A 23,267-nucleotide genomic window follows, 5' to 3' on the forward strand; every position below is an offset into this window, starting at 1 on the left:
TACCTGCGAAGCGTAGAATCTTATGCTATGATAGTCAGACGAAGAACGAAGAGAAAGGTGACTGGTACTGTGAAGATCGTAGTCGGATCGCTGAACCCTACAAAAATTGATTCCGTGAAGCAGGTGTTTCCGGAGGTAGATATCGTTGGAATGGAAGTTGAGTCTAAAGTAGCTGCTCAGCCTTTCTCTGATGAAGAAACGCTCGAAGGGGCCATCAACCGCGCCCGGGAATGCGCCTCATCCAAAAAGGCCAGCCTCGGAATCGGGCTTGAAGGAGGAGTCATGGAAATTGAAAATGACTTGTACCTTTGCAACTGGGGAGCCCTTGTCGATCAGAAAGAAAATGTGTTCACCGCAAGTGGAGCAAGAATTCAGCTTCCCGATGAAATTAAAAAAGAATTGGAAAAGGGAAAAGAACTGGGCGAAGTGATGGATGACTATGCCAATAAACATGAGGTCAGTAAGAACGAAGGTGCGATTGGGATTTTTACAGACAACATTGTACAAAGGCAGGAAATGTTCAGTCATGTCGTCCGATTACTTAAAGGCCAGTGGCAGTTCTATAAGAAGCAGGGAGAATGAATACCTGGGAAGCGGGTAGAAGGTAAAGAACATTCTACCTTCCGCATTCCAATCAACTTGAAAAGCCGGCATCGGATAAAGATGCCGGCTTTTCGTTATTCGTAAATGTAAGCCAGTACGTCCAGCGCCTGGTCAAGCGTTTCTACCGTTACGTTTGCTTGGTTGGAAAGCTCCTTTAACGGGTGTACGAGTGATTCTGGGCGAACGAGAATGAGTGGCTTGCCCAGTTGGATGGCCGCGCTGGCATCCATGGCAGTGTTCCACTGCTTATACTTCTCTCCGAATAGAGCGACCACCGCATCCGATTTTTGAAGGAGTACTTGTGTCCTGAAATTATTTACGCTCGAAGCGGCATCATCACGGTACACATTGGACGGCTGCTCCCCCATGATAGCCTCTCCGATGTCATCTGAACGGTCGTGGTTTTCCTGGGGCCCGACAAACGTGATCGGCAGTTCTTTTTGTTTAGCTTTTTCTTTCAATTCGTTTCGCCAATCGTCATGAATTTGGCCAGCTAAGTATACAGTTAATTCCATCAGTTCAACCTCCTGATTATGTCATCTACCATGAAGTATGATTGATGAACGGGTTAGAGTCTAGTAATATGTGTTCCTATAATCAAAAAAAGATAGACTAAACGCCCATGTATGTGCTTTTATGCCAGTCAGAAGCGAGACGACCTTCTGAAAGCAAATAAAAAGCCCCTGGATACCCAGGGGCAATCGTTTAAGCTAAACGCTGATTGTGTTCATCTGTATCGTTCTCATTGTCGTTCGGGTGTTCCTCTTCGAGACGTTCGTTGTCTTCGGAGGCTTCTTCTTCGTTACGTTCGCTCTCAGTTGATTGATCATGGTCGTTGGCTTCCATTCGTTCAGCTTCTTCCTCCTGCGATAGAGGGGATTCTTCTTCTAAACTTTCTTCAACAGCACTATTCTCCGAGCTTACCTCTTCTTCAGAGTCGGGGTGAGCGTTGATCGTGAACTGGTTCACCTCCGCGGAAAGTTCCTGGGAGATACCTTGTAAGTCAGTTGCTGATTGATTTACTTTTTCTGTTGAAAGCAGCTGGTTCTCACTTGAGGCCGCGACTTCTTCTGCTGTTGCGACAGCTTCCTCAGAAATGATGCTGATTTCATGTAATTTCTGCTTCACATCTTCGTTCACATGTTCAACACCTTCGACTGCATCTTTCACATGGAAGATTTGTTTATTCATTCCCTCCACATGACTGGAAATGCGGTCAAATGCTTCTCGAGTCTGCATGACGGCTTTGTTTTGTGAGCCTTGGAAGTGATCGAACTGCTCTGCTTCCTCTGATAGTCGTGTCATCTGCTGACTCATGGTTTTCACAAGTTCCTGAATACTGTGCGCCTCTGATTTAGAACGTTCTGCAAGCTTTCGTACTTCGTCAGCGACTACAGCGAACCCTTTACCGGATTCTCCAGCTCTTGCTGATTCAATCGCTGCGTTCAAAGCAAGGAGATTCGTACTGTCAGCAATGTCCTCAATGGTTGAGACGATTTTGTTTACTTCCTGTGATTGCTTCGAAGCTTTCTGAACTTCACGAGACATGTGAGAGGCGAGATCGATAAAGGACAGCGACGTGTTTTCAAGTTCTTCAACGGTCAACAGCCCTGCTTTTCCATCTTGATCGGCTTGTTTAAGGCGATTCTCAATGTCCTCAGCAGATTTCTTCGTTTCGTCAATTGCTTCAGATACGTGTTCAATCAGCTGTGTACTTTCGTCCAGCTTGTTGGCCTGGTCTTGCGAGCCTACGGCAACTTGGTTGATGGCCGCGTTGACTTCCTGAGTCTGCATAGTCGTTTGTTCGGATACATCCGCTAATTGGTCCGAAGAGCCCCGCAGTACTTCACTTGCACCTAACACCTTTTGTAACGAATGTTCCATCCTGTCAGCCATTACGTTGAACTGCTCCGCCACTTGAGAAAGTTCATCCTGTGACTTCACTTCGATTCGGTGGGAAAGATCTCCCTGGCCAATGATGGCTGCCCCATCCTTCAGTGATTTGATCGACTTGGAAATGGAACGGATCAAGACGAAACCTATCCCAAAGGTAATCAACAGAGCGAGGCCACCGATGACAATCAACAGCATAGTCATCGTGTTCTTAAGTGCAGCTTGTTCATCTTCCATGGCTGAGTTGACTTCGTCGGTTGCAATGATCACTTCATTGATATGGTTGGAGACGTTGGATGAAATCGTTGCGAATGACTCTTGAATCGTATCGGCTTGATCGAACGTACTATTGATGGAGACGAGAGTCTGTTCATATTTCAAGAGCGTCGTATCGGTCGAACTCATAAGGCGTTCAGAAATATCCAAAGACTCCGCTTGGTCTTCGAATTCCGAAGCGCTGTCCTGGAAATCAGCAAGATGATTTCCTGTAGGGTTATTTAAGAAAGCCTGTTCAAGCATTTTCATCTCGAACAATTTAGCTTCGAGTTCAGGATTGTCGATGGAGTTGACCAACTTCTCGAACTCGTAGTAGGATTCATTGATGAACTTATACATCCCTTCTGTGCCGGAAAATCCAACTAAGCGGAACATGTTGATGAGGGGATCAAGCTCAGATGCGTATTGCTGTGCGCTTTCCTCTATTAAGCCGAATTTTTCGCTGATTTCCGGATACTCACTGTATTTTTCAGCGAATGAATTCGAACTTGTAATGACGAGTTGGATTGCAGAAGCAATCTCTTCAGCAGAAGCCTCGTCAGGGTCGTTCAAAAATTGCTGCTCCTTATTCGATGTGTAACTCATTAAGTATTTGATTTCTTCACTGTCTTGGCGGGCGGATTGGACGTGGCGGCTTTCTTCAGCAAGATCGGTTTGTTCATTGAAAAAATATGTAGAAAAACCAATAAGTACGAGCAGACTAAGTAAAGATACACCTATGATCAACCAAACCCTGTTGCGTATAGAACTCATGAAGTTCCTCCTTTTTGAATTGTTAGAACATTCTTTACATATCTTTTACAATTATAGAACTTTAGACTTACAAAGACAATAGGCTAAAAGAAGGTAAGAATGCTTTTCCATTTATATCGGTGAAAATCGAAGAAATGTTAGCACAATTTGACTGTCTTTACTCATGTCAAGAAATGATATAATATCAGATAGGGTTTTAAGGGAGGTCTCGCACGTGAAAGCTTTTTTACAACGGAAAGGTGTACATCTATCTGTACATGCTTATTTTATTACGGCGCTTAGCTACATGGCGCTTGGTTTGTTTTCTTCATTAATCATCGGACTCATCATGAAAACGATCGGTGAACAACTTCAACTAGGACCTGTTTCGGATGCGCTGCTGGAAATGGGTACATTTGTTATGGATACGAAAATATGGGGAGGTGCGATTGGAGCGGCTGTTGCTTATGGTTTAAAAGCTCCCCCGCTCGTCATTTTCGCTTCCTTGTTCAGTGGTGCGCTCGGAGCGGACTTAGGAGGTCCGGCTGGAAGTTTCATCGCTGCTCTCGTGGCGACCGAATTCGGGAAGGTTGTCAGCAAGGAGACGAGGCTTGATATTATAGTTACGCCTTTTTCCACCATCACGGTCGGCTATGTGATGGCGACGATGGTCGGACCTCCGATTGCTGCATTCATGACTGGATTTGGTTCTGTCATCAATTGGGGAACAAACCAGCAGCCTCTTATTATGGGGATCGTGGTCGCTGTCCTAATGGGGCTTGCGTTGACGGCTCCAATCTCTAGCTTAGCGATATCCTTATTACTTTCTCTCGAAGGAGTGGCAGCGGGTGCTGCGACAGTAGGGTGTGCTGCACAAATGATCGGATTCGCTGTCATCAGCTATCGAGATAATGGGTTCGGAGGGGCGATTGCTCAAGGAATCGGCACCTCGATGCTTCAGATTGCGAACGTTGTCAAAAAGCCAATCATCATTCTGCCTCCTACAATCGCGTCTGCCATTTTGGCGCCATTTGCTACGGTCTGGCTTCAGCTTGAAAATAACGCAGCGGGTGCCGGGATGGGGACGAGCGGACTCGTCGGGCAGATTATGACCTTTCAGACGATGGGCTTTACTGCGGATATCGCCCTGGCGGTTTTATTCCTTCATTTTATTGGGCCTGCAGTCATCAGCCTTCTGATTGCCATGTGGTTTAGAAGAAAAGGCTGGATCCAGCCTGGAGACATGAAAATCGAGCAGGATTAAGATAGAATAAGGTGTGGAGGTGTTAGGTATGATTCAATTAGAGTCTGATCAACAATTGAAAGATCTTATAAATCAAGAGAACGTCATTCTTCTTTTTTCAGCGGACTGGTGTCCGGATTGTCGTGTGATTGAACCGTTCCTTCCAGAGCTTGAGGAAAAGTATTCTTCCTGGACATTCGTGTATGTCGACAGAGATCAGTTCATCCACGTTTGTGCTGAGAACGATGTGTTCGGAATTCCGAGCTTCCTCGCTTTCCGTGAGGGTGAAGAGGCTGGTCGTTTCGTCAGCAAGGATCGTAAGACGAGAGAGGAAATTGAAGAATTTATAGAGCAGGTAAGCGGATGAAAAAGTTGTGCATCAGCACAGCTTTTTCTTTTCGCCTGAGAAGACAAAAACGATAGGGACAGCTGTTTTTTTTAACATCAAAGAGAAACGTGTATAATGAGAGTGGACTTATGGTAAAATGGTCGAGGCACTGATTTCTTCCCTATACAAAGGAGGAAAATACATGAAAATGACAAGTATGAAAATGAAGAAAAAGTTAGAAGAACGCCTATCTCATGAAGATTGGAAAACGACGTTCAACCGCGATAAAGATACGTTTCGAATCGAGTGGAAGGATTCTGGAGACGGAATTACAATTACGCTCCCGAATGTGATTGCCAAGTATGAATCAAGAGGCGAAGCGGCGTTAGACGAGTTGGAAGACCACGTCCAGGAAGCTCTTCGTATCATGAATGTATCACATGATTTACAAGGAAAAGAGAGTCAGATCTACCCTGTCATTCGTGCCGGTTCGTTTCCTACCGAGACGAATAAAGGGAAGAAGCTTTTGCATCAGGATCACACGGCAGAGACGAGAATCTACTATGCACTCGACTTAGGGAAGTCGTTTCAGTTAATCGATGAAGGCATGCTCGAGGAAAAAGGCTGGACATTTGAAAGAGTTCAAGAGGTGGCCTCCTTCAATGTCCGATCCCTACCTGTAGAAATGAAGAAGGATACCGTATACGGAAATGACTTTTATTTCTTGTCCACACAGGATGGGTACGATGCGAGCCGGATCTTGAATGAAGTGCTCTTAGAAGAGTTGAAGGCGGAGTCTAAAGGTGAACTCGCCATCAGCATTCCGCATCAGGATGTCATCATCTTTGCGGATGTTCAAAACCCGGAAGGCTACGATATCTTAGCTCAAATGGCGATGAAGTTCTTTGCTGAAGGGACGGTACCGATCACTTCGCTATCCTTCCTTTATGAGGACAAGGAACTGGAACCGATCTTTATCCTCGCCCAAAAGAAACCGAAATCAAAGCGAAAGGACGATTAATAAATGGATGTATTTTACAACAAGCAAGGAATCGGAGATGTACTTATTCTCCCTATCAAAGAAGGAGAGCGTAATGAGGTAAAGCATGAAGCTTACGGGGACGTCGTAAAAATCACAGACCGTAGAGACGGTTCACTCCTCGGTTATAACATTTTTAATGCGTCACAGTATTTCGATATCGAGGAAAAAGGTAAGATGCGTCTGACAGAAGAAATGCTGTCTCCGATCAAAGACTTATTCTCCAAGAATCAGTTGGATGACGTGCTTGATTTCGATTTGACACCAAAGTTTGTTGTCGGTTACGTCAAAGAGAAGGATGCTCACGAGAATGCGGATAAATTAAGCGTGTGCCAGGTAGATGTAGGGGACGAAATGCTGCAGATCGTCTGTGGAGCTCCGAATATTGATGCTGGCCAAAAAGTCGTCGTTGCCAAAGTCGGTGCGACAATGCCGAGCGGTATGAAAATTAAAGATGCTAAACTGCGTGGTGTGCCTTCAACGGGAATGATCTGTTCAGCTAAAGAACTGAATCTTCCAGATGCACCACAGGAAAAAGGAATCCTCGTTCTGGAAGACTCTTATGAAGTAGGACAACCTTTTGAGTTTTAATGACAGGAAGACCTTGTTTAAGGTCTTCTTTTTTTATAGGTAGAAGACGACATTTTGTCATATTTTTCGTTCTTTTTCTTCTAACTATATAAGTCATCTCCCTCTTTGGCTGCGAATAATGTTCTCCATATTTCCTACCATTATACTGTTTTGAGCTAAAAACAGTATTTTTAAAGGGATTGTAAACCAATTCTTCTCATAAATTTGTTAAAATACTAGATAACTACAAGAGTGATTTACATATGAAGAGAGAGTGAGAAATGATGTGGAAAGACTTAAAAAATAAGTGGATGAAATGGTTTCAAGATGAAGAGACGGAAAAGACTGAACAAACACCGGCTTCCCATCAATCGATCCAGGAACGACATGAAACGAATGCTAAAACGAAAATGACGTATAAATACCCCAAGCAGGGAGAGTTCCGATTCCCTGTTATACCAGACCAGACAACGAATCGAAGAAGGAAGGCGCCGAGCTTCCAGCCCCATGAAGAAGAACGCCCAAAACGGGAGAAGAGAGAGCGGCAGCCGAAAGAGGTCGAAGAGGAGAGTTCAACTAAGAAGGAGGAAAAAGAGGAAAGATCACTACCTGAGATTTCTTCTATTCCATTTACACCTACAGATGTACCTTCACCCATTTACGGCTACCATGCCCGTGAAATGTCTCAAAGAGTAGAAGAACTTGAGGAGATTGCCTCTACCCATCAAATCTCAGAGCCTGAAGTGGAGGTGGAGACGGATACAGAGACAGGATCAGACGACCGGGAATGGGAAGAACTGCGTACAAGGCTGCGTGAGAGAGTCAGTGCCAAGCGCCAAGCGAAGCCTGCTAGACTAAGTCAGACAGAAGAGCAGCCTGAATTGAACGATTCCCACATTGAACTCGATTCAGAACCAGAAGGACCTGACTTGATGATGGAACCGGAGCCGCATGAGCAACCAATCTCCGTTGAGTCTGATGCGGAAGTCGTTGATGAACAGGGCGACGAGGCAGCAGAACGGGTAGAGAACGAAAGTCAACAGGACCCCCATGAACATGCCGTTCAAACCGAGGAAGTGAAAGAGTCTCTTGAGGCAGATTCTATGAAGGATGTAGAAGATGTAGAAGGTGAAGCCCTTCATGATCCTGAAGCAAACGTACAGGAAGAAGTCGATTCGCCTGCTATGCAGACAGAAGACGATCTTGAAGAAGCTGACGATCATCCGTTCAATCATGTTGCTGAAACGCTATCACTTGAAGAAGAGACTGAGCAAGTCCAGGATAGGGATGACCAACAAGAGAACAACCGCGTACCTGCGGAAGTCGGAAGAGAATCCGAAAAAGAAATCGAGGCAGATCAAACAGGTGTTCAGATGCCTGAAGCAGATTCAAAAGAGGAAATCCTTGAACCAACTGATGAAGACCTCCTAAGTTCCTCGAAAGTCGAGGAAGACCCTGGAGCTGTGCAGGAGGAACCTATCCAACAACCGCTATCCAATGAATCGAAGCCTAAAAAACGGACGGTTCCCTTCAATGTCATCATGACACCAAGAGACAAACGGTCAAGGGATGCACGCGATCATCAAAAAATTCAGAGCGCAGAACGCCTTGTCGAAGAACAAAAAAAGCCGAATGAGGAGCGTTCTGAGATCTTACCTAAGACAAACATTCAGCCTGAGACAAACTCTAAACCTGAGACAAGTGCTCGGCAAGAGACAAATCCTAAGCCTGAGACACCCCCTCAAGAAGAGAAGAAAGAGCGCGTCGACTATAAGACGCCCATGCATTTATTAGATGATGCGTCCCGTCCCACAGAAGATGATGATACGTGGATCAGGGAGCAGATGGAACTTTTAGAAACAACACTAAGGCATTTCCATGTGAAGGCGAAGGTTGTAAATGCCATGAAGGGACCAGCTGTCACACGTTTTGAAGTGCAGCCGGAACCTGGAGTGAAAGTAAGTAAAATTACAAACCTCTCAGACGACATCAAGCTTAGTATGGCTGCAAGAGACATTCGTATTGAAGCACCGATCCCAGGGAAGCAGGCTGTCGGTATCGAAGTGCCGAATCATCAGTCACAGATGGTCGGGCTGCAGGAAATCTTCGAATCAGATTCTTTCCGTACAGAAGGCTCTCCTTTATCCGTGGGGCTTGGGCTGGATATCGGAGGCGATCCGATCGTCACCAATTTGAAAAAGATGCCGCACGGACTGATTGCCGGTGCAACGGGCTCAGGAAAAAGTGTTTGTATCAATACGATTCTCGTCAGCCTGCTTTACAAGGCTCACTATGATGACGTGAAGTTCCTACTGATTGATCCGAAAATGGTCGAGCTTGCACCATATAATGAGCTGCCACACCTTGTCTCGCCTGTCATTACAGACGTGAAGGCTGCAACGACAGCGCTGAAGTGGGCTGTGAAGGAAATGGAGGAGCGGTACGAGAAGTTCGTCGAAGAAGGCGTCAGGGATGTAGAACGTTACAATGATAAGATGTTGAAGCAGAATAGACAATCTGAAAAGCTCCCTTATCTTGTCATTGTTATTGACGAGCTTGCTGACCTTATGATGGTCTCACCACAGGATGTGGAAGATGCCATTTGTCGAATTGCTCAGAAGGCCCGTGCCTGCGGTATTCACTTGCTGCTGGCGACACAACGCCCGTCTGTCGATGTCATTACGGGACTGATCAAAGCGAACATCCCGACTCGTATTGCATTCAGTGTCTCTTCACAAGTGGACTCCAGAACGATCATCGATACATCAGGAGCTGAGAAGCTTCTAGGAAAAGGTGATATGCTGTTTGTCGAGAATGGATCGGGACAAGCTAAGCGGATCCAGGGAGCTTTTGTTTCGGATGATGAAATTGAACGTGTCACCAGCTATGTGAAACGGATGGCACCTCCTCAATACTTGTTCCATCAGGAAGAATTGATGAAGCAGATCTCTTCAGAAGAAGAAACGGATGAATTATTCGAAGAGGCGGTACGATTCGTTGTCGAACACAACGGAGCAAGTGCTTCGCTGATCCAGAGAAGGTTCAAGGTAGGTTACAACAGAGCGGCGAGATTGATTGATCAGATGGAAGACTTCGGGATCATTTCCGAACAAAAAGGAAGCAAACCCCGTGATATTTTGATGGGAGAACAGCAGATTGAAGAATTAATTCATGGATGATTCGGATAATATAGCGTAAAGACTTGTACTTGGAGCGGCATTTTTATATGATTGACAGTGAGTGAATTAATTTTGACCGAACGTTTAAGGAGTAAAGTCATGAAGGAAATCTATCGCAAGTTGAACGGGGAAATAGATCGTTTAACCAATAAAACATTCAAATTTGATGAACGGGTGGCAGATGGATGGTTCTCTGCCGTGTACTTTCTGAAGACGAAAGAAATTGTGAAGAACCACGTGCCTGATAACGAAGTGACTATGCAGTTTTTCCAAAAGGATCATGCTGTACTATGTGGGACGGACGAGGCGATTGCTTTGATCCACACATTTGCAGATCATCCGGAAGAGCTTGATATTTATTCGTTAAAAGACGGAGATAAAATCAGTCCATACGAGACGGTACTTACGGTTACCGGACCTTATCAGAACTTCGGCTTCCTTGAAGGGATCATTGATGGGATGCTAGCACGTCGTACGTCCGTTTCGACGAACGTCTACAATGTGGTAAAAGCAGCCCGGACGTCTGGGCGTCAGAAGCCGATTATTTTCATGGGTGACCGCGATGACCACTTTACCCAGCAATCGGGTGATGGGTACGCTGCCTTTATCGGTGGTTCGACCGCTCAGGCTACTCACGCTATGAACGAATGGTGGGGGAAAGAAGGAATGGGGACAATGCCTCATGCCCTGATCCAAATGTTCAAAGGGGATGTCGTGGCCGCAACGAAAGCCTATCAGGAACAATTCCCGAATGATCAGCTGATGGCGCTTGTCGATTACAACAATGATGTCATCACAGACTCGCTGAAAGTAGCGAGGGAGTTCGGGGAAACATTGAAAGGGGTAAGGCTTGATACATCCCGCAATCTCGTGGATAAATATTTCCTGAGAAATCAACACTTGATGGGTACATTCGATCCACGGGGAGTGAATCCGGAACTTGTCTTTGCCTTAAGACGAGCGCTTGATAAAGAGGGATTCCGCCACGTGAAAATCGTAGTCAGTGGTGGCTTTACCAAGGAGAGAATCCGCGACTTCGAGGAGCAGGGTGTCCCTGTCGATATGTACGGTGTTGGAGGGAGTCTTCTTAAGATCGGCATCGGGTTTACCGGGGATAACGTCTTTATCAACGGTCAACATGAAGCCAAAGAAGGACGAAAATTCAATCCGAACCCAAGACTTGAATATGTAGAATATCATGAAGCTGAATAATTCATACAAAAGGCACAGGCGTAAAAATCGTTCGTGCCTTTTTATGCATGGAAGTTGTAGGAGGTTGAACACTTTTTCTCTGACGGGTTCCGTGGTAAGATAATAAAGCGTTCAAGCTATTCCTGGTATCCACCGAGGATGGTCCTGAGAATAAATCGCAACTTTATGATTTTTACATACACTATACTTAAAGTGATCCACTTTATTTTGGAGGTTCTTGTTTATGACAACTTACCATTTCATTGGTATTAAAGGAACAGGAATGAGTTCGCTTGCTCAAATTCTGCATGATTCAGGAAAAACGGTGCAAGGATCTGACGTAGAGAAACGTTTTTTCACACAAGAAGTGTTGGAAAAGAAAAATATTGAGATTCTGCCTTTCGCTAAAGAGAATATACAAGAAGGTTTAACGATTATCGCAGGAAATGCATTTAGTGATGACCACGAAGAGATTCAAGAAGCCAAAAGGCTTGGTTTACCATTCTACCGCTATCATGATTTTCTGGGAGAATGGTTAAGTCAGTACACGAGTATTGCGGTGACAGGAGCTCATGGCAAAACGTCTACGACTGGACTGTTGGCTCACGTGCTTGCTGAGAATTACCCAACCTCTTACTTAATTGGAGACGGGACAGGGCGTGGACATGAAGACAGTCAATACTTTGCATTTGAAGCGTGTGAGTATCGCAGACACTTCCTATCCTATCATCCAGACTATGCCATCATGACGAATATCGACTTTGATCACCCTGACTATTTCTCAAGCATCGATGATGTGTTCGATGCGTTTCAAGAAATGGCGAAGCAGGTAAAAAAAGGGATCATTGCCTGTGGAGATGACGAGCATTTACAGCACATTCAAGCGAATGTCCCTGTGTTGTATTATGGGTTCTCTGAAACCAATGATTTTCAAGCGCAGAATATAAGAGAAGATGAAGAAGGAACGACCTTCGACGTTTTTGTAAGAAATAATTTCTATGAAACATTTACGATTCCGCAATACGGTAACCATACGGTATTGAACGCGCTGAGTGTCATTGCGATTTGCCACTATGAGAATATGACGCCTGAGCAGATTCGTAAGCTTGCGACATTCGGAGGGGTGAAGCGACGTTTTTCAGAGAAGAAGTGGCATGACCAAATCCTTGTGGATGACTATGCCCACCACCCGATTGAAATAACAGCGACCATTGAGTCTGCACGTAAGAAATATAAGGATCGTCAAGTCGTGGCTATCTTCCAACCACATACGTTCACGCGTACGAAAACGTTCCTTAACGAATTTGCTGAAAGTCTGAAACAGGCCGACCACGTTTATCTTTGTGACATTTTTGGTTCTGCGAGGGAAAATGAAGGAAAGCTTACGATTGAAAACCTGCAGGAGTTAATCCCGCAATCTGAAATCTTGAAGATTGATGAGACAGAGGCTTTGAAATCCTATGAGGACGGAGTGCTTCTTTTCATGGGAGCAGGCGACATTCAGAAGTTTCAGGATGCCTACGAGAAGCATAATGAGTAATGGACGTGCGGGTCATATGATCCCGCACGTTTCTATTTACACTAGATAAGTTATTTCGCACAATAATTGTACGATTGAGAAGGAAATTGTATTTCTTTTATCGAATTAATACCTTAAGCGTTTATAAAAGCCCTGATTTGGGAAATAACTAAAATGTTAAATACATAGTCGAAGGAGTGTGCAGGGGGATGATTATCATTTTGTACATTGCTGCGCTGATTGCAGCAGTGGCTTTTGCTGTTCTCGCCATTTACTTGGCCAGAACGTTGACAGCAGTTCGTCGTACGATGAACAATGTTGCTGACACCCTGGAAGGTGTAGAAAAACAAATGGAGGGAATAACGTTGGAAACGACGGCTCTCTTAAATAAAACCAATAAATTGGCTGAAGATGTAGGGGAGAAGTCTCAGAAGCTGAACACGCTTGTAGATGGCGTGAAAGGAATCGGGGATTCTGTCCAGGAATTTAATCAGTCGCTTCGTTCAGTATCTCGTGGGCTGTCGAAATCTGCCAACGAACATACTGAAACCGCTGCCCAAGCGATGAAGTGGGGGCAGGTTGCCGTCGATTTGTGGAAAAAAGCAAAACAAAGATAACTAAAATTTGAGGAGGAATTTACATGGCACAGCACAAAGATTCAAATGGTAGAGATTTCGTTCTAGGTTCTCTGATCGGTGGAGTGGTAGGAGCAGTCGTAGCATTGCTTTTCGCACCGAAATCCGGTCGTGAACTGCGTGACAACATCAACGAAAGCTCAGGAGAGTGGAGAGAGCGCGCAGGGGAATGGAAAGACGTAGCAGTTGAAAAGAGCGGACACTGGAAAGACCGTGCAGTCGAGTCTTCTTCTCAATTCTCCAAAAACCTATCTGAGAAGTCTACCGAGTGGTCTGACAAAGTGAAGGACTCTACGAAAGACATTCAGGATAAAGTGAAGAATATTCGCTCAAGCGAAGAAGATGAAGCGGAGAAAGCGGCTCAAGAAGTAGCAGAAGCGATCGAAGAAGCAGCGAAAGAACTTGAGAATCAGCAGAACACCACTATATCACCTAACCAATAATACACAAATAAAAGTGGGGGCTTCTGCCTCCACTTTTTTCATCGAAAGGAGACCCATATGAGCATTTCAGTATTGAATTCCCAGCAGGAGTTTGAGAAAGCTTTCGAAGAGAACCCGTCCTTCTTCTTAATGAAAAACAGTACGACATGTCCAATCAGTGCTATGGCGTACGACCAATTTAAAAACTTCAGTGAGAGTGTTGATTTCCCGTGTTACCTGCTTCACGTACAAGAGTCAAGAGAGTTGTCCAATCATATTGCAGAACAGTACTCCGTGCGCCATGAATCGCCGCAGGTTCTTTTATTTAAAGGTCAGGAAGTACTGTGGCATGACAGCCACGGTGCTATTACAGAGAAGACATTACAACAAGTTGTATCATAACCTTCACCAAATATAAAAAAGGCAAGGAGAGACTGCGCTCCTTGCCTTTTTTACAATTCAAACTCGCCTTATCCACTCTTTATACCGTTGACTTTAGTCCGATACTCAATCGGTCTCCAGGGAAGAGCGTGTCGTGGAAAGAGGCCGCCTCTTCATTTTTATAGAGTTGATAAGGTTTAGGGACGGCATTGACATCAATATCGATGTACCTGAAAATGTCCTGGAAAATAAAAGGTTCCGTATCAATTTCTTCTGCCTTCAGTGACTCACCCGGTTCTACATGATCATCTGGGTGAAGAGATTGCTTCCCTCTAAATACCTTGATTTTCTGTTTGTGCATCTTCACAGTGTTCCCCTCAAAAAACACATCAATCTGTTCATACATCGGGTAGTCGTGGTAAATGAGCAATTCTTCTAGTGAAAGAGCAGGAGCAGCATCATGGCGAATGGAATCACCTTGCTTGATGGGGGCGTCTAATTGTGCACTTGTCTCATTGATTGTAAGACTCCCGCTCTTTTCTGGCCAATTGAGTTTTTGGCCGTTTACCGTCAAGGCTGTTTCTTCAGATATGGTATTTTCCCAGACGCCCATCGTTGAAAGGACACTTTTAGCATCCCTCAGATTTCGCAGAGGTTTATGCTCAATACTGTCACGATCATTGATTTGTTGTTTCCCTTGCGCTTGTCTTCCATTTACAAAGACAGCTGGTGAGGTAAGAGAATAGGAGTTTCCATTATAGGAGATTTCAATCGAGGTTAAATCCCCTATAATATCCTCCACCGTGACCTTAGGCTGCTCTCCGTCGGTCCCTTTTGTCACCTCGATGGCATCTTGATGTTGAATAGGAGCGTCAAGGGAGGCTTCTTCTCCGTTTATTTGAACAGTCGGGCGTCTTCCAAAGGAGCCTTTCAGCGGTACGGTTTTTCCGTTTACGGTAACGACAAAGGCTTGACCTGGTTTCCCGTAAAGCTTTGAGAAATCAATACCTGCAGCCAAGAAAGCGTCACCGACTTTGAGGGATTTCATATCGAACAGTCGAATGGTGCGTTGATTGACCGTCACGCTGATGTAATGCACGGGGCTTTGTTTGGCCGCAATGGCAATTCCAATTGGTGTGACGTAATCAGGCCCTTGGGGCAGTTTGTCCTTTTCTTCGAGATTTTGAACGGCATCGATTCCCCTTATTGCTACGCGGTTAGCAGGGAGCTGCAGCTTATCCGCAAGTCTCTTCGTAAGCTCGGGTGTCTGACTTCCTCCGCCGACTAACATCACCGCTTTAGGTGACTTGCCGTTCATAAGAAGGATCTCGTCCCCGATTCGATCAGCTAGTAGTTGAATGCTTGCTTCAATCTCGGTGACTGCTTCCTCGTACTTTACAATCGTCTCAAATCCTAAAATATCTGTCATGGTCGTCTCTTTGTGTTCAGTCAACTCCCGCTTTGCCTTCTCAGCAAGAGGGAAATCAAGTAGATAGGCGTCGCTGATCGCTTCTGTAATTTCATCTCCCGCTACAGGAACCATCCCGTATGCTGTGACGGTTCCTTCATCCGTTAGGGCAATATCACTCGTACCTGCCCCTATGTCGACGAGAGCGACATTTAAACGCCTCATGGAAGGTGGAATCAACACTTGGATGGCTGCAATCGGCTCAAGTGTAAGAGCATCCATCTCGAGACCCGAGCGCTGCAGAGCAGACAACAAGGACTCTACGACGACTTTGGGTAAAAAGGTTGCGATAATATCTATCGTGACTTCCTTCCCTTGCTGGTCGATCAGAGATCCGATTGGCTGATCATCTAAGTAGTAATGCAAGACAGAATAACCGACGCAATAATAGTCGGTCGAGGTAGCTTCATCGAACTCCTGAGCAATTTCGAACTGGGCCTGTTGAACAGCTTGCAGTTCCAGGTGGGAAATGTCTTCATAAGTCATTAACGGGTGCTGGTCGACCGATTTCTGAATGGACGTGCGTTTTGTGCGAAGGGCACGACCAGCGGCAGCAACGCATACTTTATGTAAGGGTCCGTGTTTCTGTTCGAGTTCCTTTTTTACTTCGTCGATTACCCGTGAGACGGATAAGATGTCGTGGATTTGACCGTCAAGCATGGAACGCTCTTCATGCTCACGAGTCACCATATCAGCTACTTTATAAGAGTCATCGCTCTTCTCCATCATGATTCCGACGACGGATCGTGTTCCGATATCGAGGGCAAAAATTTTCTCATTCATTGATCCTGTACCTCCAGGTCGGGAAATTTCTTCAATTTCTTTTGATGAAATCCTTTTCTAAGGGTGACAACTTTCGAAATATTAGCTATAATTGTCCCTAATTATTTTAAAAGTATCATATTTTGTCTAAACATTAAACAAAACAATCAGAGGGGGAAGAAAGATGAGTAATCAAAAGCTTGATCAGTTGCGTAGTCAGTTAGACGATGTTAATTTACAGCTTCTGAATTTAATTAATAAACGCGGTGATTTGGTAAAGGATATTGGCCAGATCAAAGAACAACAGGGGACGAACCGTTTCGATCCCGTTCGTGAACGTGCAATGCTCGATCACATTTCCAACCATAACCAAGGTCCATTCGAAGATTCTACAGTCACCCACCTTTTCAAAGAGATTTTCAAGGCGGGGCTAGAGTTACAGGAGGATGACCACCGTAAGGCTTTGTTAGTATCTCGTAAGAAAAAGCCAGAGGATACGGTTGTAGATATTAAAGGGGAGAGAGTCGGAGAAGGTTCTCCAAGCTTTGTCATGGGACCATGTGCAGTTGAGAGTTACGAACAGGTCTCAACGGTTGCAAGGGCGGTCAAAGAGCAGGGACTCACGTTGCTTCGCGGCGGTGCCTTCAAACCTCGTACTTCGCCTTATGACTTCCAAGGTCTCGGTCTTGAAGGATTGAAAATGTTGAAGCAGGCAGCGGACGAACAAGGGTTGGCTGTAGTCAGTGAAATTGTGAACCCTGCTGATATTGAAGAAGCGCTAGATTACCTCGACGTGATTCAGATCGGAGCTCGTAACATGCAGAACTTCGAGCTTTTGAAAGCAGCGGGCTCTGTGAATAAGCCTGTACTACTAAAACGAGGCATGTCTGCTACGATCTCTGAATTTATAAATGCAGCAGAATACATTATCTCACGTGGTAATGAGAACATTATCCTTTGTGAGCGAGGAATTCGAACATACGAGAAAGCAACCCGTAACACACTTGATATCTCAGCAGTTCCTATTCTTAAGCAGGAAACGCACCTTCCTGTCATGGTCGATGTGACGCACTCTACTGGTCGTAGAGATCTTCTGCTTCCAACAGCAAAAGCGGCACTTGCGATCGGAGCGGACGGCGTGATGGCAGAGGTTCACCCTGATCCGGCCGTTGCCCTTTCGGATTCGGCTCAGCAAATGGACATCCCGACGTTCAATTCCTTCATGAATGAGCTGAAGGGAATCAACGTATAATAGAAGCAAATGAAGCGAGTGTGGGGCATTCCAGCCCCGCACTCTTTTTTTGATGATGGGGAGATTTCCGAGCGGATGTCTATAAGAGTTGTGAAAGAATCGAATCACATGTCTACCCCTTGAACGAAAAATAAGCATTTAAGGCTGTTTGACACAAAGGACTTTTGTGATTTAAAGAAGAACTGTTTTCCTGATTCATCGTTATTCGTTATAATATTAGGGGTATGCTAAACATAGGGAAATACCACGAACATTGCGGAACAAGCCCATCTATCGTATGATTATTTAATAATGAGAAATCGTTAGAGGCAATTGATGAAGGAGGAAGCATTATGAATGTAACAATATATGATGTAGCAAGAGAAGCAAATGTATCCATGGCCACCGTTTCAAGAGTTGTAAACGGCAATCCGAACGTAAAGCCGGCCACTCGGAAGAAGGTCCATGAGGCGATTGAAAGATTGGGCTACCGTCCCAACGCTGTAGCGCGCGGACTGGCTAGTAAGAAAACAACGACAGTAGGCGTGATCATCCCGGACATTTCCAGCATCTTCTTTGCTGAATTGGCACGTGGAATTGAGGACATCGCAACGATGTACAACTATAACATCATTCTTAGTAACTCAGACCAGAACAAAGATAAAGAGCTTCATTTAATTAATGCAATGCTCGGTAAACAGGTGGATGGACTTGTATTCATGGGTGGAAAAATCACAGAAGATCATATCCGTGAATTCAAAACGTCATCTGTTCCCATTGCTTTGGCTGCGACCGTAGATGAAACGGGAGAGACGCCTTCTGTTAACATCAACTACGAACAAGCAGCTTATGAAGCGACGGAACTTCTTCTATCTCACCATAACGAGCGTGTAGCTTTCGTAGCTGGACCGGAAGATACGGTCATTAATACGGAGAAGCTTGCCGGGTACAAGCGTGCGATGAAGGATCATGGACATGACGATGCGGATAAGTGGATTGTTCAGGGAGACTACTCTTATGATTCAGGAATCGAGGCTTTCGAACAGCTGATGAACATGGAGGACAAGCCGACCGCTGTGTTCGTATCAGCAGATGAAATGGCTCTTGGAGTCATTCACGGAGCACAGGACAGTGGATACAGTGTACCGGAAGATCTTGAAGTCTTCGGTTTCGACAACACGAGACTGGCAACGATGGTAAGGCCGACCCTTTCTACAGTTGTTCAACCGATGTATGACATTGGAGCAGTAGCAATGCGCTTACTGACAAAATTCATGAATAAAGAAGAAGTTGAAGAGCAAAGCGTAATTTTACCTCACCGAATTATTGAAAGAAACTCAACTCAGCAGAAATAGTTCCGATATAGATAGTAGACTGTATCTGTACGAAACTGAGGAGAGAGTAATATGACAAAGAGAGATTTATTGACTCCCATAGGGATTACCGTCGGTTTTATCATGGTAATCTTCGGTATTATGGTGAACACAGGGTTTAGCGGCATTACTTCATTTATACAGGCATCGTCCATCGTCATCGTAATCGGTGGAACGGTAGCGGCTTTATTTGTTAACTTTAACTGGAGTGAACTCAAGCTTACATTTAAAGTAACAAAGGAAGCATTCAAAAGTAGTGAAATGAGCCTTAGAGAGTTGATCTCTCTTTTTGTTCAATTGTCTGAAAGGGCGAGGCGTGAAGGATTACTGGCTCTAGAAGCAGAACTTGAAGAAGTAAACGACCCATTTATTAAGAAGGGGATTTTACTTGCTGTAGATGGCATTGAACCTGAAGTAATCAATGACATTATGAATGCAGAAATCGTAGCTGTTGAGGAGCGTCACCAACGCGGAAGATCGATCTTCGAAAAAGCAGGTGAGTATGCACCGGCTTGGGGAATGATTGGTACATTGATTGGACTTGTCCTCATGCTGCAAAGTTTAACGAGCCCAGAGACCTTGGGACCGAAAATGGCAGTCGCCCTTTTAACGACCTTCTATGGTACGTTACTTGCGAACCTAGTCTTTATTCCAATGGCTTCCAAGCTTGAGAATAAAACAGAGAAGGAAATCTTCATGAAGCAGGTTATTATCGAAGGGGTCATCGGTGTTCAGTCTGGACAGAACCCTAAGATTCTTGAAGAAAAACTGAGTGCCTTTCTTTCCGAGGAAGATAAAAAAATCATAGAGGAAGAAAAGCAGGAGGACGATCTGGAAGAGGCCGCAAATGAAGCTTAGACGAAAGAAGAAAAGCAATAATAACGGTGCTCCCAAATGGATGACGACCTATGCAGATATGGTCACGTTAATCCTCGTATTCTTCGTTCTGTTATTCTCCATTTCACAAATCAACCTTGTGAAATTCGATGCTATTGCAGAGTCTTTCCGAAATCGGATGATCTTTGATTTTTACCCTTCGCCGATTGAAAGCGAAAATCCGACGGAAGCAACCAAAGTTCAGGAGAACGGGGAAACAACGAATGAGTTTGAAGAGCCTACTGAGGATCCGGGGAATATAGCTGAAAACGATACAGCAGCAAGAGAAGCAGCTGAAGACTTAGAAGAGTTGAAACAAGAGGTAGACCAATACTTAGAAAATAATCAATTGAATGATATCATCTCAGCTAACCAGACAGAGCGTGGAATTGTGCTTGTCTTAGAAGAACAGCTGTTGTTCGAGACGAGTGAGGCTGAAATATTGGATCAGGCAAAGCCGTTCTTAAGTAAAGTAGGGACGCTCCTAATGAATATCCCGAACTTCATCAAAGTCGAGGGACACACCGATAACCGGCAGATCTCTACGTTCCGTTACCCGTCGAACTGGGAGCTTTCCGGTGCACGAGCAAGTAGTGTCATAAGGTATCTGGTCAACAATACACAGGGTCTCGCCCCTTCACGTTTTACAGCTGTTGCTTACGGTGAAACGCGTCCAGTCGTACCTAATGATTCACCAGAGAACTGGAGCAAAAACCGTAGGGTAGAGATTGTCATTCTGAAGCCGGATTATAATTAAGTAGAAGAGAGGACGTGCAGTGTGCACGTCCTCTTTATTGTATCTAGTGCTACTGTGCGGCGTTAATGACCGACGGAGTTGTTGTATTTTTTTTGGTTGTGAATGAGTTGCAGAGATTTCTCAAGGACTTTGGCGTTCTTCTCTGTAATCTCGTTCTTCCTCGGAATGGGCTTGTAGCTGTTTTCTGGATCGTGCCAATGCGTGGGCAGCGTCACGGGGGACTTCTTCTGCCAATGATCCAGCCAGTTCGAAGGGAGTGCCCCTTGGAAAGGTTCTTGATCGTTCATTACCTTCCAAATCTGTGCCCATGCCCGCGGGACGACCCGCCAAATATCATAGCCACCACCGCCTAAAGCGATCCACCTTCCATCGCAATACTGATGAGCCAGTTCATGGGCCAGCTGTGGAATCCGCTCATAGATTTTCATAGTGGAGCAAAGGTGAGTTAAGGGATCGAGAAAATGAGCATCTGCTCCATTTTGAGTAACGATCACATCCGGTTTAAAGAATTCCATTATTTCCTTGAGAGCGGTTTCATATAAGTCTAAAAAAGAGTCGTCTTCTGTAAAGGCATCGATTGGAAGATTGAACGAGTACCCATATCCTTCTTTGAGGCCTCGCTCATTCACGTTCCCTGTGCCAGGGAAGAGGTATCGTCCTGTTTCATGTATCGAGAATGTGCATACGTTTGGATCGTCGTAGAACGCCCATTGGACACCGTCTCCATGGTGAGCGTCCGTATCAACATAAAGGACTTTGCAGTTGTACTTTTCCCTGATATACCGGATACCTACTGCCCCGTCGTTATAGATACAGAAGCCGGAAGCCTTCCGTTTGAAACCATGGTGAAGTCCGCCTCCTAAATTCAGTGCGTGTTCACATTCGCCGGTCATAACGGCATCGATAGCTGAGAGGGTACTGCCGACCAGTAGGGAAGATGCCTCATGCATGCCTTCGAACATCGGAGTATCTTCCGTCCCAATTCCGTATTCCAATCCCTCTTCCTCTGTCAAAAGTCCCTGCCCAGCTTTTTTGACAGCTTCGATGTATGTTTTACTGTGAGCCAGCTCCAGCTCTTCATCTGATGCGTATCTGGCATCAATTAGATCCCCTTCATCGAGTGCGCCTGACGACTCAAGTAAGTCTTTAGCCAACAGAACCCGCATTTGATTAAATGGGTGATCATCCCGGAATTTGTACGTCGTAAAGTCTTCGGAAAAAACAAATCCTGACCGACAGCTCATGGTGTCATCCCCGGCATCTGTGGCCACAGTACTTCATAACCTTCTGCCTTCAAATCTTCGATAATCGGAAGTGGGTTCATCGTTTGAAGGCGAACGACAATGATTTTATAAGCCTCATCGGGCTTATACGGGTAGATTAGAACGGAGCTGATGTTCACTTTACGCTTTCCGAATACTTGAGTCACCTTAGGGAGAATGCCAGGCTTGTTGATGACCTTCACCTCGATTTGCGAGCTTTGGACGTGTGTTCCGGTTAATTGGATCAACGTATAAAGCATATCCTTTTCTGTCAATATGCCGACCAGCTTGTCGTTTGTTGTTACGGGTACACTGGCAATTTCGTGTTCATAGAAAATTGAGGCCACTTCTTCTACGAAGTCCAAAGGGTGGACTGTAATCACAGGAGATGTCATGATCGACTCAATCGGATGCTGCAGCTCATCGGGGTTCGTGTCCCCATCAAAAATGGAGGGACATGCATCTCGTACATCGCGGTCGGACACGATTCCGATGACTTGATGTTCGTCATCAATGATCGGTATATGGCGGATGTGGTTTTCCTGCAAAAGCTTCAAAGCCGTCTCTATACTTGCATCTGCTTTAAGGGTAATGACCTCACTCTTCATAATTTCCTCTACAAGCATGCGTTTACCTCCTTGCCTGTCGATATTGATGTCTCGTCAGGAACCTCAGCGTATCAAATTGCTCTACGGATTCCTCGGATACGTGCTTGCCTATTTTGACCATCAAACAGTTGGCGGGGTGGGAGATGATTTCAGGATCATCTGTCGGTGCAGGTGTCAATCCGCCGGCAGCCATCATCTTTTCCATGACTTTCCTGTAGTCCCATATGTTCAGACCCGTACCTTTCAAATCCCAATGCCAATGATATTCAGTAGAAATGATAATGTAATGCTCCATATATTCATCTTTCATAGAGACTTCGAGTAAACGTGATCCGACTCTGTAGCCTCTGAACTTCGGGCTCACTTCTATGGCACCGAGTTCAATCAAGTTTTCCATTTTCCCTTCCGACCATCGTTCTAATGGATCTGGATGAAGGTAGGTGACATATCCGATGATGTTCTCGTCGTGTCTGGCAATAATAATGCGACCTTCATCGAAATCAGCTATTCCCTTCACAGCCTCAAACTGTTTCTGTGCCGGTCTGAAAGCTGTCAGGTGGTCGTCAAATGTGTACGCCGATAGCTCGTTAGATGAAAGGGGACCCTCTATGACGACAGGGCCATATTCTGAATCAAAAGAGTCACTGTAGTACGTCTTCACATGCTCCATATATTCACCGCCTTATAAAAGAAAATATTGGCTATTCCCAATTATACATCAAATTTTTATTTTGTCATGAACAGAAAGGGAATGCTTTTCACCCAAAAAGAAGGCAGTGACTATTTATAGTCACTGCCTTCCAGGCTGTTGAGAAACTTTCCTCAACAGCCTTATTTTTCTATATATTTCGACAATTACATTGTATAATGAAGAAAATGAATCAAGGAGCGATGCCCCATGATGGGTACACCGGTCAAC

The 23,267-nt window shown here is 45.0% G+C and carries 21 protein-coding genes; 15 read left to right on the forward strand and 6 right to left on the reverse strand.

All coding sequences use genetic code 11. The annotated features are described in order from the left end of the window. The first annotated feature begins 69 nt into the window (after positions 1-69). The gene (locus LCM20_RS19365) at positions 70-582 is read left to right on the forward strand and encodes a DUF84 family protein (RefSeq protein ID WP_225197136.1); all 513 of its coding nucleotides are present in this window, start codon (positions 70-72) and stop codon (positions 580-582) included. A gap of 95 nt (positions 583-677) precedes the next feature. Here LCM20_RS19365 and LCM20_RS19370 read toward each other — a convergent pair whose 3' ends face one another. Together LCM20_RS19370 and LCM20_RS19375 are read right to left on the reverse strand one after the other, a co-directional pair. Then, positions 678-1,118, reverse strand: coding sequence for a YtoQ family protein (locus LCM20_RS19370; protein WP_225197137.1), 441 nt, complete (start codon positions 1,116-1,118; stop codon positions 678-680). A 190-nt stretch (positions 1,119-1,308) separates the two neighbouring features. Next, entirely contained in the window at positions 1,309-3,525 is a 2,217-nt protein-coding gene (locus tag LCM20_RS19375; RefSeq protein ID WP_225197138.1) for a methyl-accepting chemotaxis protein, read from the reverse strand. 214 nt (positions 3,526-3,739) lie between these two features. Between LCM20_RS19375 and LCM20_RS19380 the strand changes: the two genes are divergently transcribed. The 10 genes from LCM20_RS19380 to ytxJ all read left to right on the forward strand — a co-directional run bounded on the left by LCM20_RS19380 (position 3,740) and on the right by ytxJ (position 14,032). After that, complete coding sequence (locus LCM20_RS19380) at positions 3,740-4,768, forward strand: PTS transporter subunit IIC (RefSeq protein ID WP_225197139.1); 1,029 nt, start codon at positions 3,740-3,742, stop codon at positions 4,766-4,768. 28 nt (positions 4,769-4,796) lie between these two features. Next, on the forward strand, positions 4,797-5,114 hold the full coding sequence (locus LCM20_RS19385; protein WP_225197140.1) for a thioredoxin family protein: 318 nt from the start codon (positions 4,797-4,799) through the stop codon (positions 5,112-5,114). 163 nt (positions 5,115-5,277) lie between these two features. After that, complete coding sequence (locus LCM20_RS19390; protein ID WP_225197141.1) at positions 5,278-6,096, forward strand: DUF1444 domain-containing protein; 819 nt, start codon at positions 5,278-5,280, stop codon at positions 6,094-6,096. A gap of 3 nt (positions 6,097-6,099) precedes the next feature. Continuing rightward, a complete protein-coding gene (gene ytpR, locus LCM20_RS19395; RefSeq protein ID WP_225197142.1) occupies positions 6,100-6,705 on the forward strand; it encodes a YtpR family tRNA-binding protein in 606 nt (201 codons plus the stop codon). A gap of 290 nt (positions 6,706-6,995) precedes the next feature. Beyond that, entirely contained in the window at positions 6,996-9,863 is a 2,868-nt protein-coding gene (locus LCM20_RS19400; RefSeq protein ID WP_225197143.1) for a DNA translocase FtsK, read from the forward strand. Between the two features lie 99 nt (positions 9,864-9,962). After that, positions 9,963-11,075 carry a nicotinate phosphoribosyltransferase gene (locus tag LCM20_RS19405; RefSeq protein ID WP_225197144.1) on the forward strand — a complete coding sequence of 371 codons (1,113 nt, stop codon included), beginning with the start codon at positions 9,963-9,965 and terminating at the stop codon, positions 11,073-11,075. 223 nt (positions 11,076-11,298) lie between these two features. Further along, positions 11,299-12,594 carry a UDP-N-acetylmuramate--L-alanine ligase gene (gene murC, locus LCM20_RS19410; protein ID WP_225197145.1) on the forward strand — a complete coding sequence of 432 codons (1,296 nt, stop codon included), beginning with the start codon at positions 11,299-11,301 and terminating at the stop codon, positions 12,592-12,594. Positions 12,595-12,782: 188 nt separating this feature from the next. After that, a complete protein-coding gene (locus LCM20_RS19415) occupies positions 12,783-13,190 on the forward strand; it encodes a DUF948 domain-containing protein (protein WP_225197146.1) in 408 nt (135 codons plus the stop codon). 23 nt (positions 13,191-13,213) lie between these two features. Further along, positions 13,214-13,651: a YtxH domain-containing protein gene (locus tag LCM20_RS19420; protein ID WP_225197147.1), complete on the forward strand. Its 438-nt coding sequence runs from the start codon at positions 13,214-13,216 to the stop codon at positions 13,649-13,651. Between the two features lie 57 nt (positions 13,652-13,708). Beyond that, on the forward strand, positions 13,709-14,032 hold the full coding sequence (ytxJ, locus tag LCM20_RS19425) for a bacillithiol system redox-active protein YtxJ (protein WP_225197148.1): 324 nt from the start codon (positions 13,709-13,711) through the stop codon (positions 14,030-14,032). A 79-nt stretch (positions 14,033-14,111) separates the two neighbouring features. On the opposite strand, the gene LCM20_RS19430 is transcribed toward ytxJ, so the two are convergent. Next, positions 14,112-16,262, reverse strand: a complete 2,151-nt coding sequence (locus LCM20_RS19430) for a cell division protein FtsA (protein WP_225197149.1) — start codon at positions 16,260-16,262, stop codon at positions 14,112-14,114. Positions 16,263-16,425: 163 nt separating this feature from the next. Between LCM20_RS19430 and LCM20_RS19435 the strand changes: the two genes are divergently transcribed. The 4 genes from LCM20_RS19435 (at position 16,426) to motS (ending at position 20,478) form a co-directional block, all read left to right on the forward strand. Then, positions 16,426-17,493, forward strand: coding sequence for a bifunctional 3-deoxy-7-phosphoheptulonate synthase/chorismate mutase (locus tag LCM20_RS19435; protein WP_225197150.1), 1,068 nt, complete (start codon positions 16,426-16,428; stop codon positions 17,491-17,493). Between the two features lie 332 nt (positions 17,494-17,825). Then, complete coding sequence (gene ccpA, locus LCM20_RS19440; protein WP_225197151.1) at positions 17,826-18,827, forward strand: catabolite control protein A; 1,002 nt, start codon at positions 17,826-17,828, stop codon at positions 18,825-18,827. Between the two features lie 51 nt (positions 18,828-18,878). Beyond that, positions 18,879-19,703 (forward strand): flagellar motor protein MotP, encoded by an 825-nt coding sequence (gene motP / locus LCM20_RS19445; RefSeq protein ID WP_225197152.1) that lies wholly within the window; start codon positions 18,879-18,881, stop codon positions 19,701-19,703. Further along, the gene (gene motS / locus LCM20_RS19450; protein ID WP_225197153.1) at positions 19,693-20,478 is read left to right on the forward strand and encodes a flagellar motor protein MotS; all 786 of its coding nucleotides are present in this window, start codon (positions 19,693-19,695) and stop codon (positions 20,476-20,478) included. The genes motP and motS overlap by 11 nt, the downstream gene beginning before the upstream one ends. Positions 20,479-20,540: 62 nt before the next feature. On the opposite strand, the gene LCM20_RS19455 is transcribed toward motS, so the two are convergent. From LCM20_RS19455 to LCM20_RS19465, 3 genes are read right to left on the reverse strand one after another with little or no spacing between them, the layout of a single operon-like run. Continuing rightward, a complete protein-coding gene (locus LCM20_RS19455) occupies positions 20,541-21,722 on the reverse strand; it encodes an acetoin utilization protein AcuC (protein ID WP_225197154.1) in 1,182 nt (393 codons plus the stop codon). Next, positions 21,719-22,366, reverse strand: a complete 648-nt coding sequence (locus LCM20_RS19460) for an acetoin utilization AcuB family protein (protein ID WP_225197155.1) — start codon at positions 22,364-22,366, stop codon at positions 21,719-21,721. Before LCM20_RS19460 ends, LCM20_RS19455 begins: the two co-directional genes overlap by 4 nt. Positions 22,367-22,370: 4 nt before the next feature. After that, positions 22,371-23,018 (reverse strand): GNAT family N-acetyltransferase, encoded by a 648-nt coding sequence (locus LCM20_RS19465; RefSeq protein WP_225197156.1) that lies wholly within the window; start codon positions 23,016-23,018, stop codon positions 22,371-22,373. Between the last annotated feature and the right edge of the window lie 249 nt (positions 23,019-23,267).

Source organism: Halobacillus litoralis (genome assembly GCF_020171725.1).
GTDB lineage: Bacteria > Bacillota > Bacilli > Bacillales > Halobacillaceae > Halobacillus > Halobacillus litoralis_F.

What these genes read in the sequence shown, in the direction of transcription:
- ytxJ (WP_225197148.1), top strand. Translation starts at nt 13,709, where the DNA reads ATGAGCATTTCAGTATTGAATTCCCAGCAGGAGTTTGAGAAAGCTTTC.
- LCM20_RS19400 (WP_225197143.1), top strand. Translation starts at nt 6,996, where the DNA reads ATGAAATGGTTTCAAGATGAAGAGACGGAAAAGACTGAACAAACACCG.
- LCM20_RS19390 (WP_225197141.1), top strand. Translation starts at nt 5,278, where the DNA reads ATGAAAATGACAAGTATGAAAATGAAGAAAAAGTTAGAAGAACGCCTA.
- LCM20_RS19435 (WP_225197150.1), top strand. Translation starts at nt 16,426, where the DNA reads ATGAGTAATCAAAAGCTTGATCAGTTGCGTAGTCAGTTAGACGATGTT.
- murC (WP_225197145.1), top strand. Translation starts at nt 11,299, where the DNA reads ATGACAACTTACCATTTCATTGGTATTAAAGGAACAGGAATGAGTTCG.
- LCM20_RS19405 (WP_225197144.1), top strand. Translation starts at nt 9,963, where the DNA reads ATGAAGGAAATCTATCGCAAGTTGAACGGGGAAATAGATCGTTTAACC.
- LCM20_RS19375 (WP_225197138.1), bottom strand. Translation starts at nt 3,525, where the DNA reads ATGAGTTCTATACGCAACAGGGTTTGGTTGATCATAGGTGTATCTTTA.
- LCM20_RS19385 (WP_225197140.1), top strand. Translation starts at nt 4,797, where the DNA reads ATGATTCAATTAGAGTCTGATCAACAATTGAAAGATCTTATAAATCAA.
- motS (WP_225197153.1), top strand. Translation starts at nt 19,693, where the DNA reads ATGAAGCTTAGACGAAAGAAGAAAAGCAATAATAACGGTGCTCCCAAA.
- LCM20_RS19370 (WP_225197137.1), bottom strand. Translation starts at nt 1,118, where the DNA reads ATGGAATTAACTGTATACTTAGCTGGCCAAATTCATGACGATTGGCGA.
- LCM20_RS19455 (WP_225197154.1), bottom strand. Translation starts at nt 21,722, where the DNA reads ATGAGCTGTCGGTCAGGATTTGTTTTTTCCGAAGACTTTACGACGTAC.
- LCM20_RS19415 (WP_225197146.1), top strand. Translation starts at nt 12,783, where the DNA reads ATGATTATCATTTTGTACATTGCTGCGCTGATTGCAGCAGTGGCTTTT.
- LCM20_RS19465 (WP_225197156.1), bottom strand. Translation starts at nt 23,018, where the DNA reads ATGGAGCATGTGAAGACGTACTACAGTGACTCTTTTGATTCAGAATAT.
- ytpR (WP_225197142.1), top strand. Translation starts at nt 6,100, where the DNA reads ATGGATGTATTTTACAACAAGCAAGGAATCGGAGATGTACTTATTCTC.
- LCM20_RS19420 (WP_225197147.1), top strand. Translation starts at nt 13,214, where the DNA reads ATGGCACAGCACAAAGATTCAAATGGTAGAGATTTCGTTCTAGGTTCT.
- motP (WP_225197152.1), top strand. Translation starts at nt 18,879, where the DNA reads ATGACAAAGAGAGATTTATTGACTCCCATAGGGATTACCGTCGGTTTT.
- LCM20_RS19430 (WP_225197149.1), bottom strand. Translation starts at nt 16,262, where the DNA reads ATGAATGAGAAAATTTTTGCCCTCGATATCGGAACACGATCCGTCGTC.
- LCM20_RS19460 (WP_225197155.1), bottom strand. Translation starts at nt 22,366, where the DNA reads ATGCTTGTAGAGGAAATTATGAAGAGTGAGGTCATTACCCTTAAAGCA.
- ccpA (WP_225197151.1), top strand. Translation starts at nt 17,826, where the DNA reads ATGAATGTAACAATATATGATGTAGCAAGAGAAGCAAATGTATCCATG.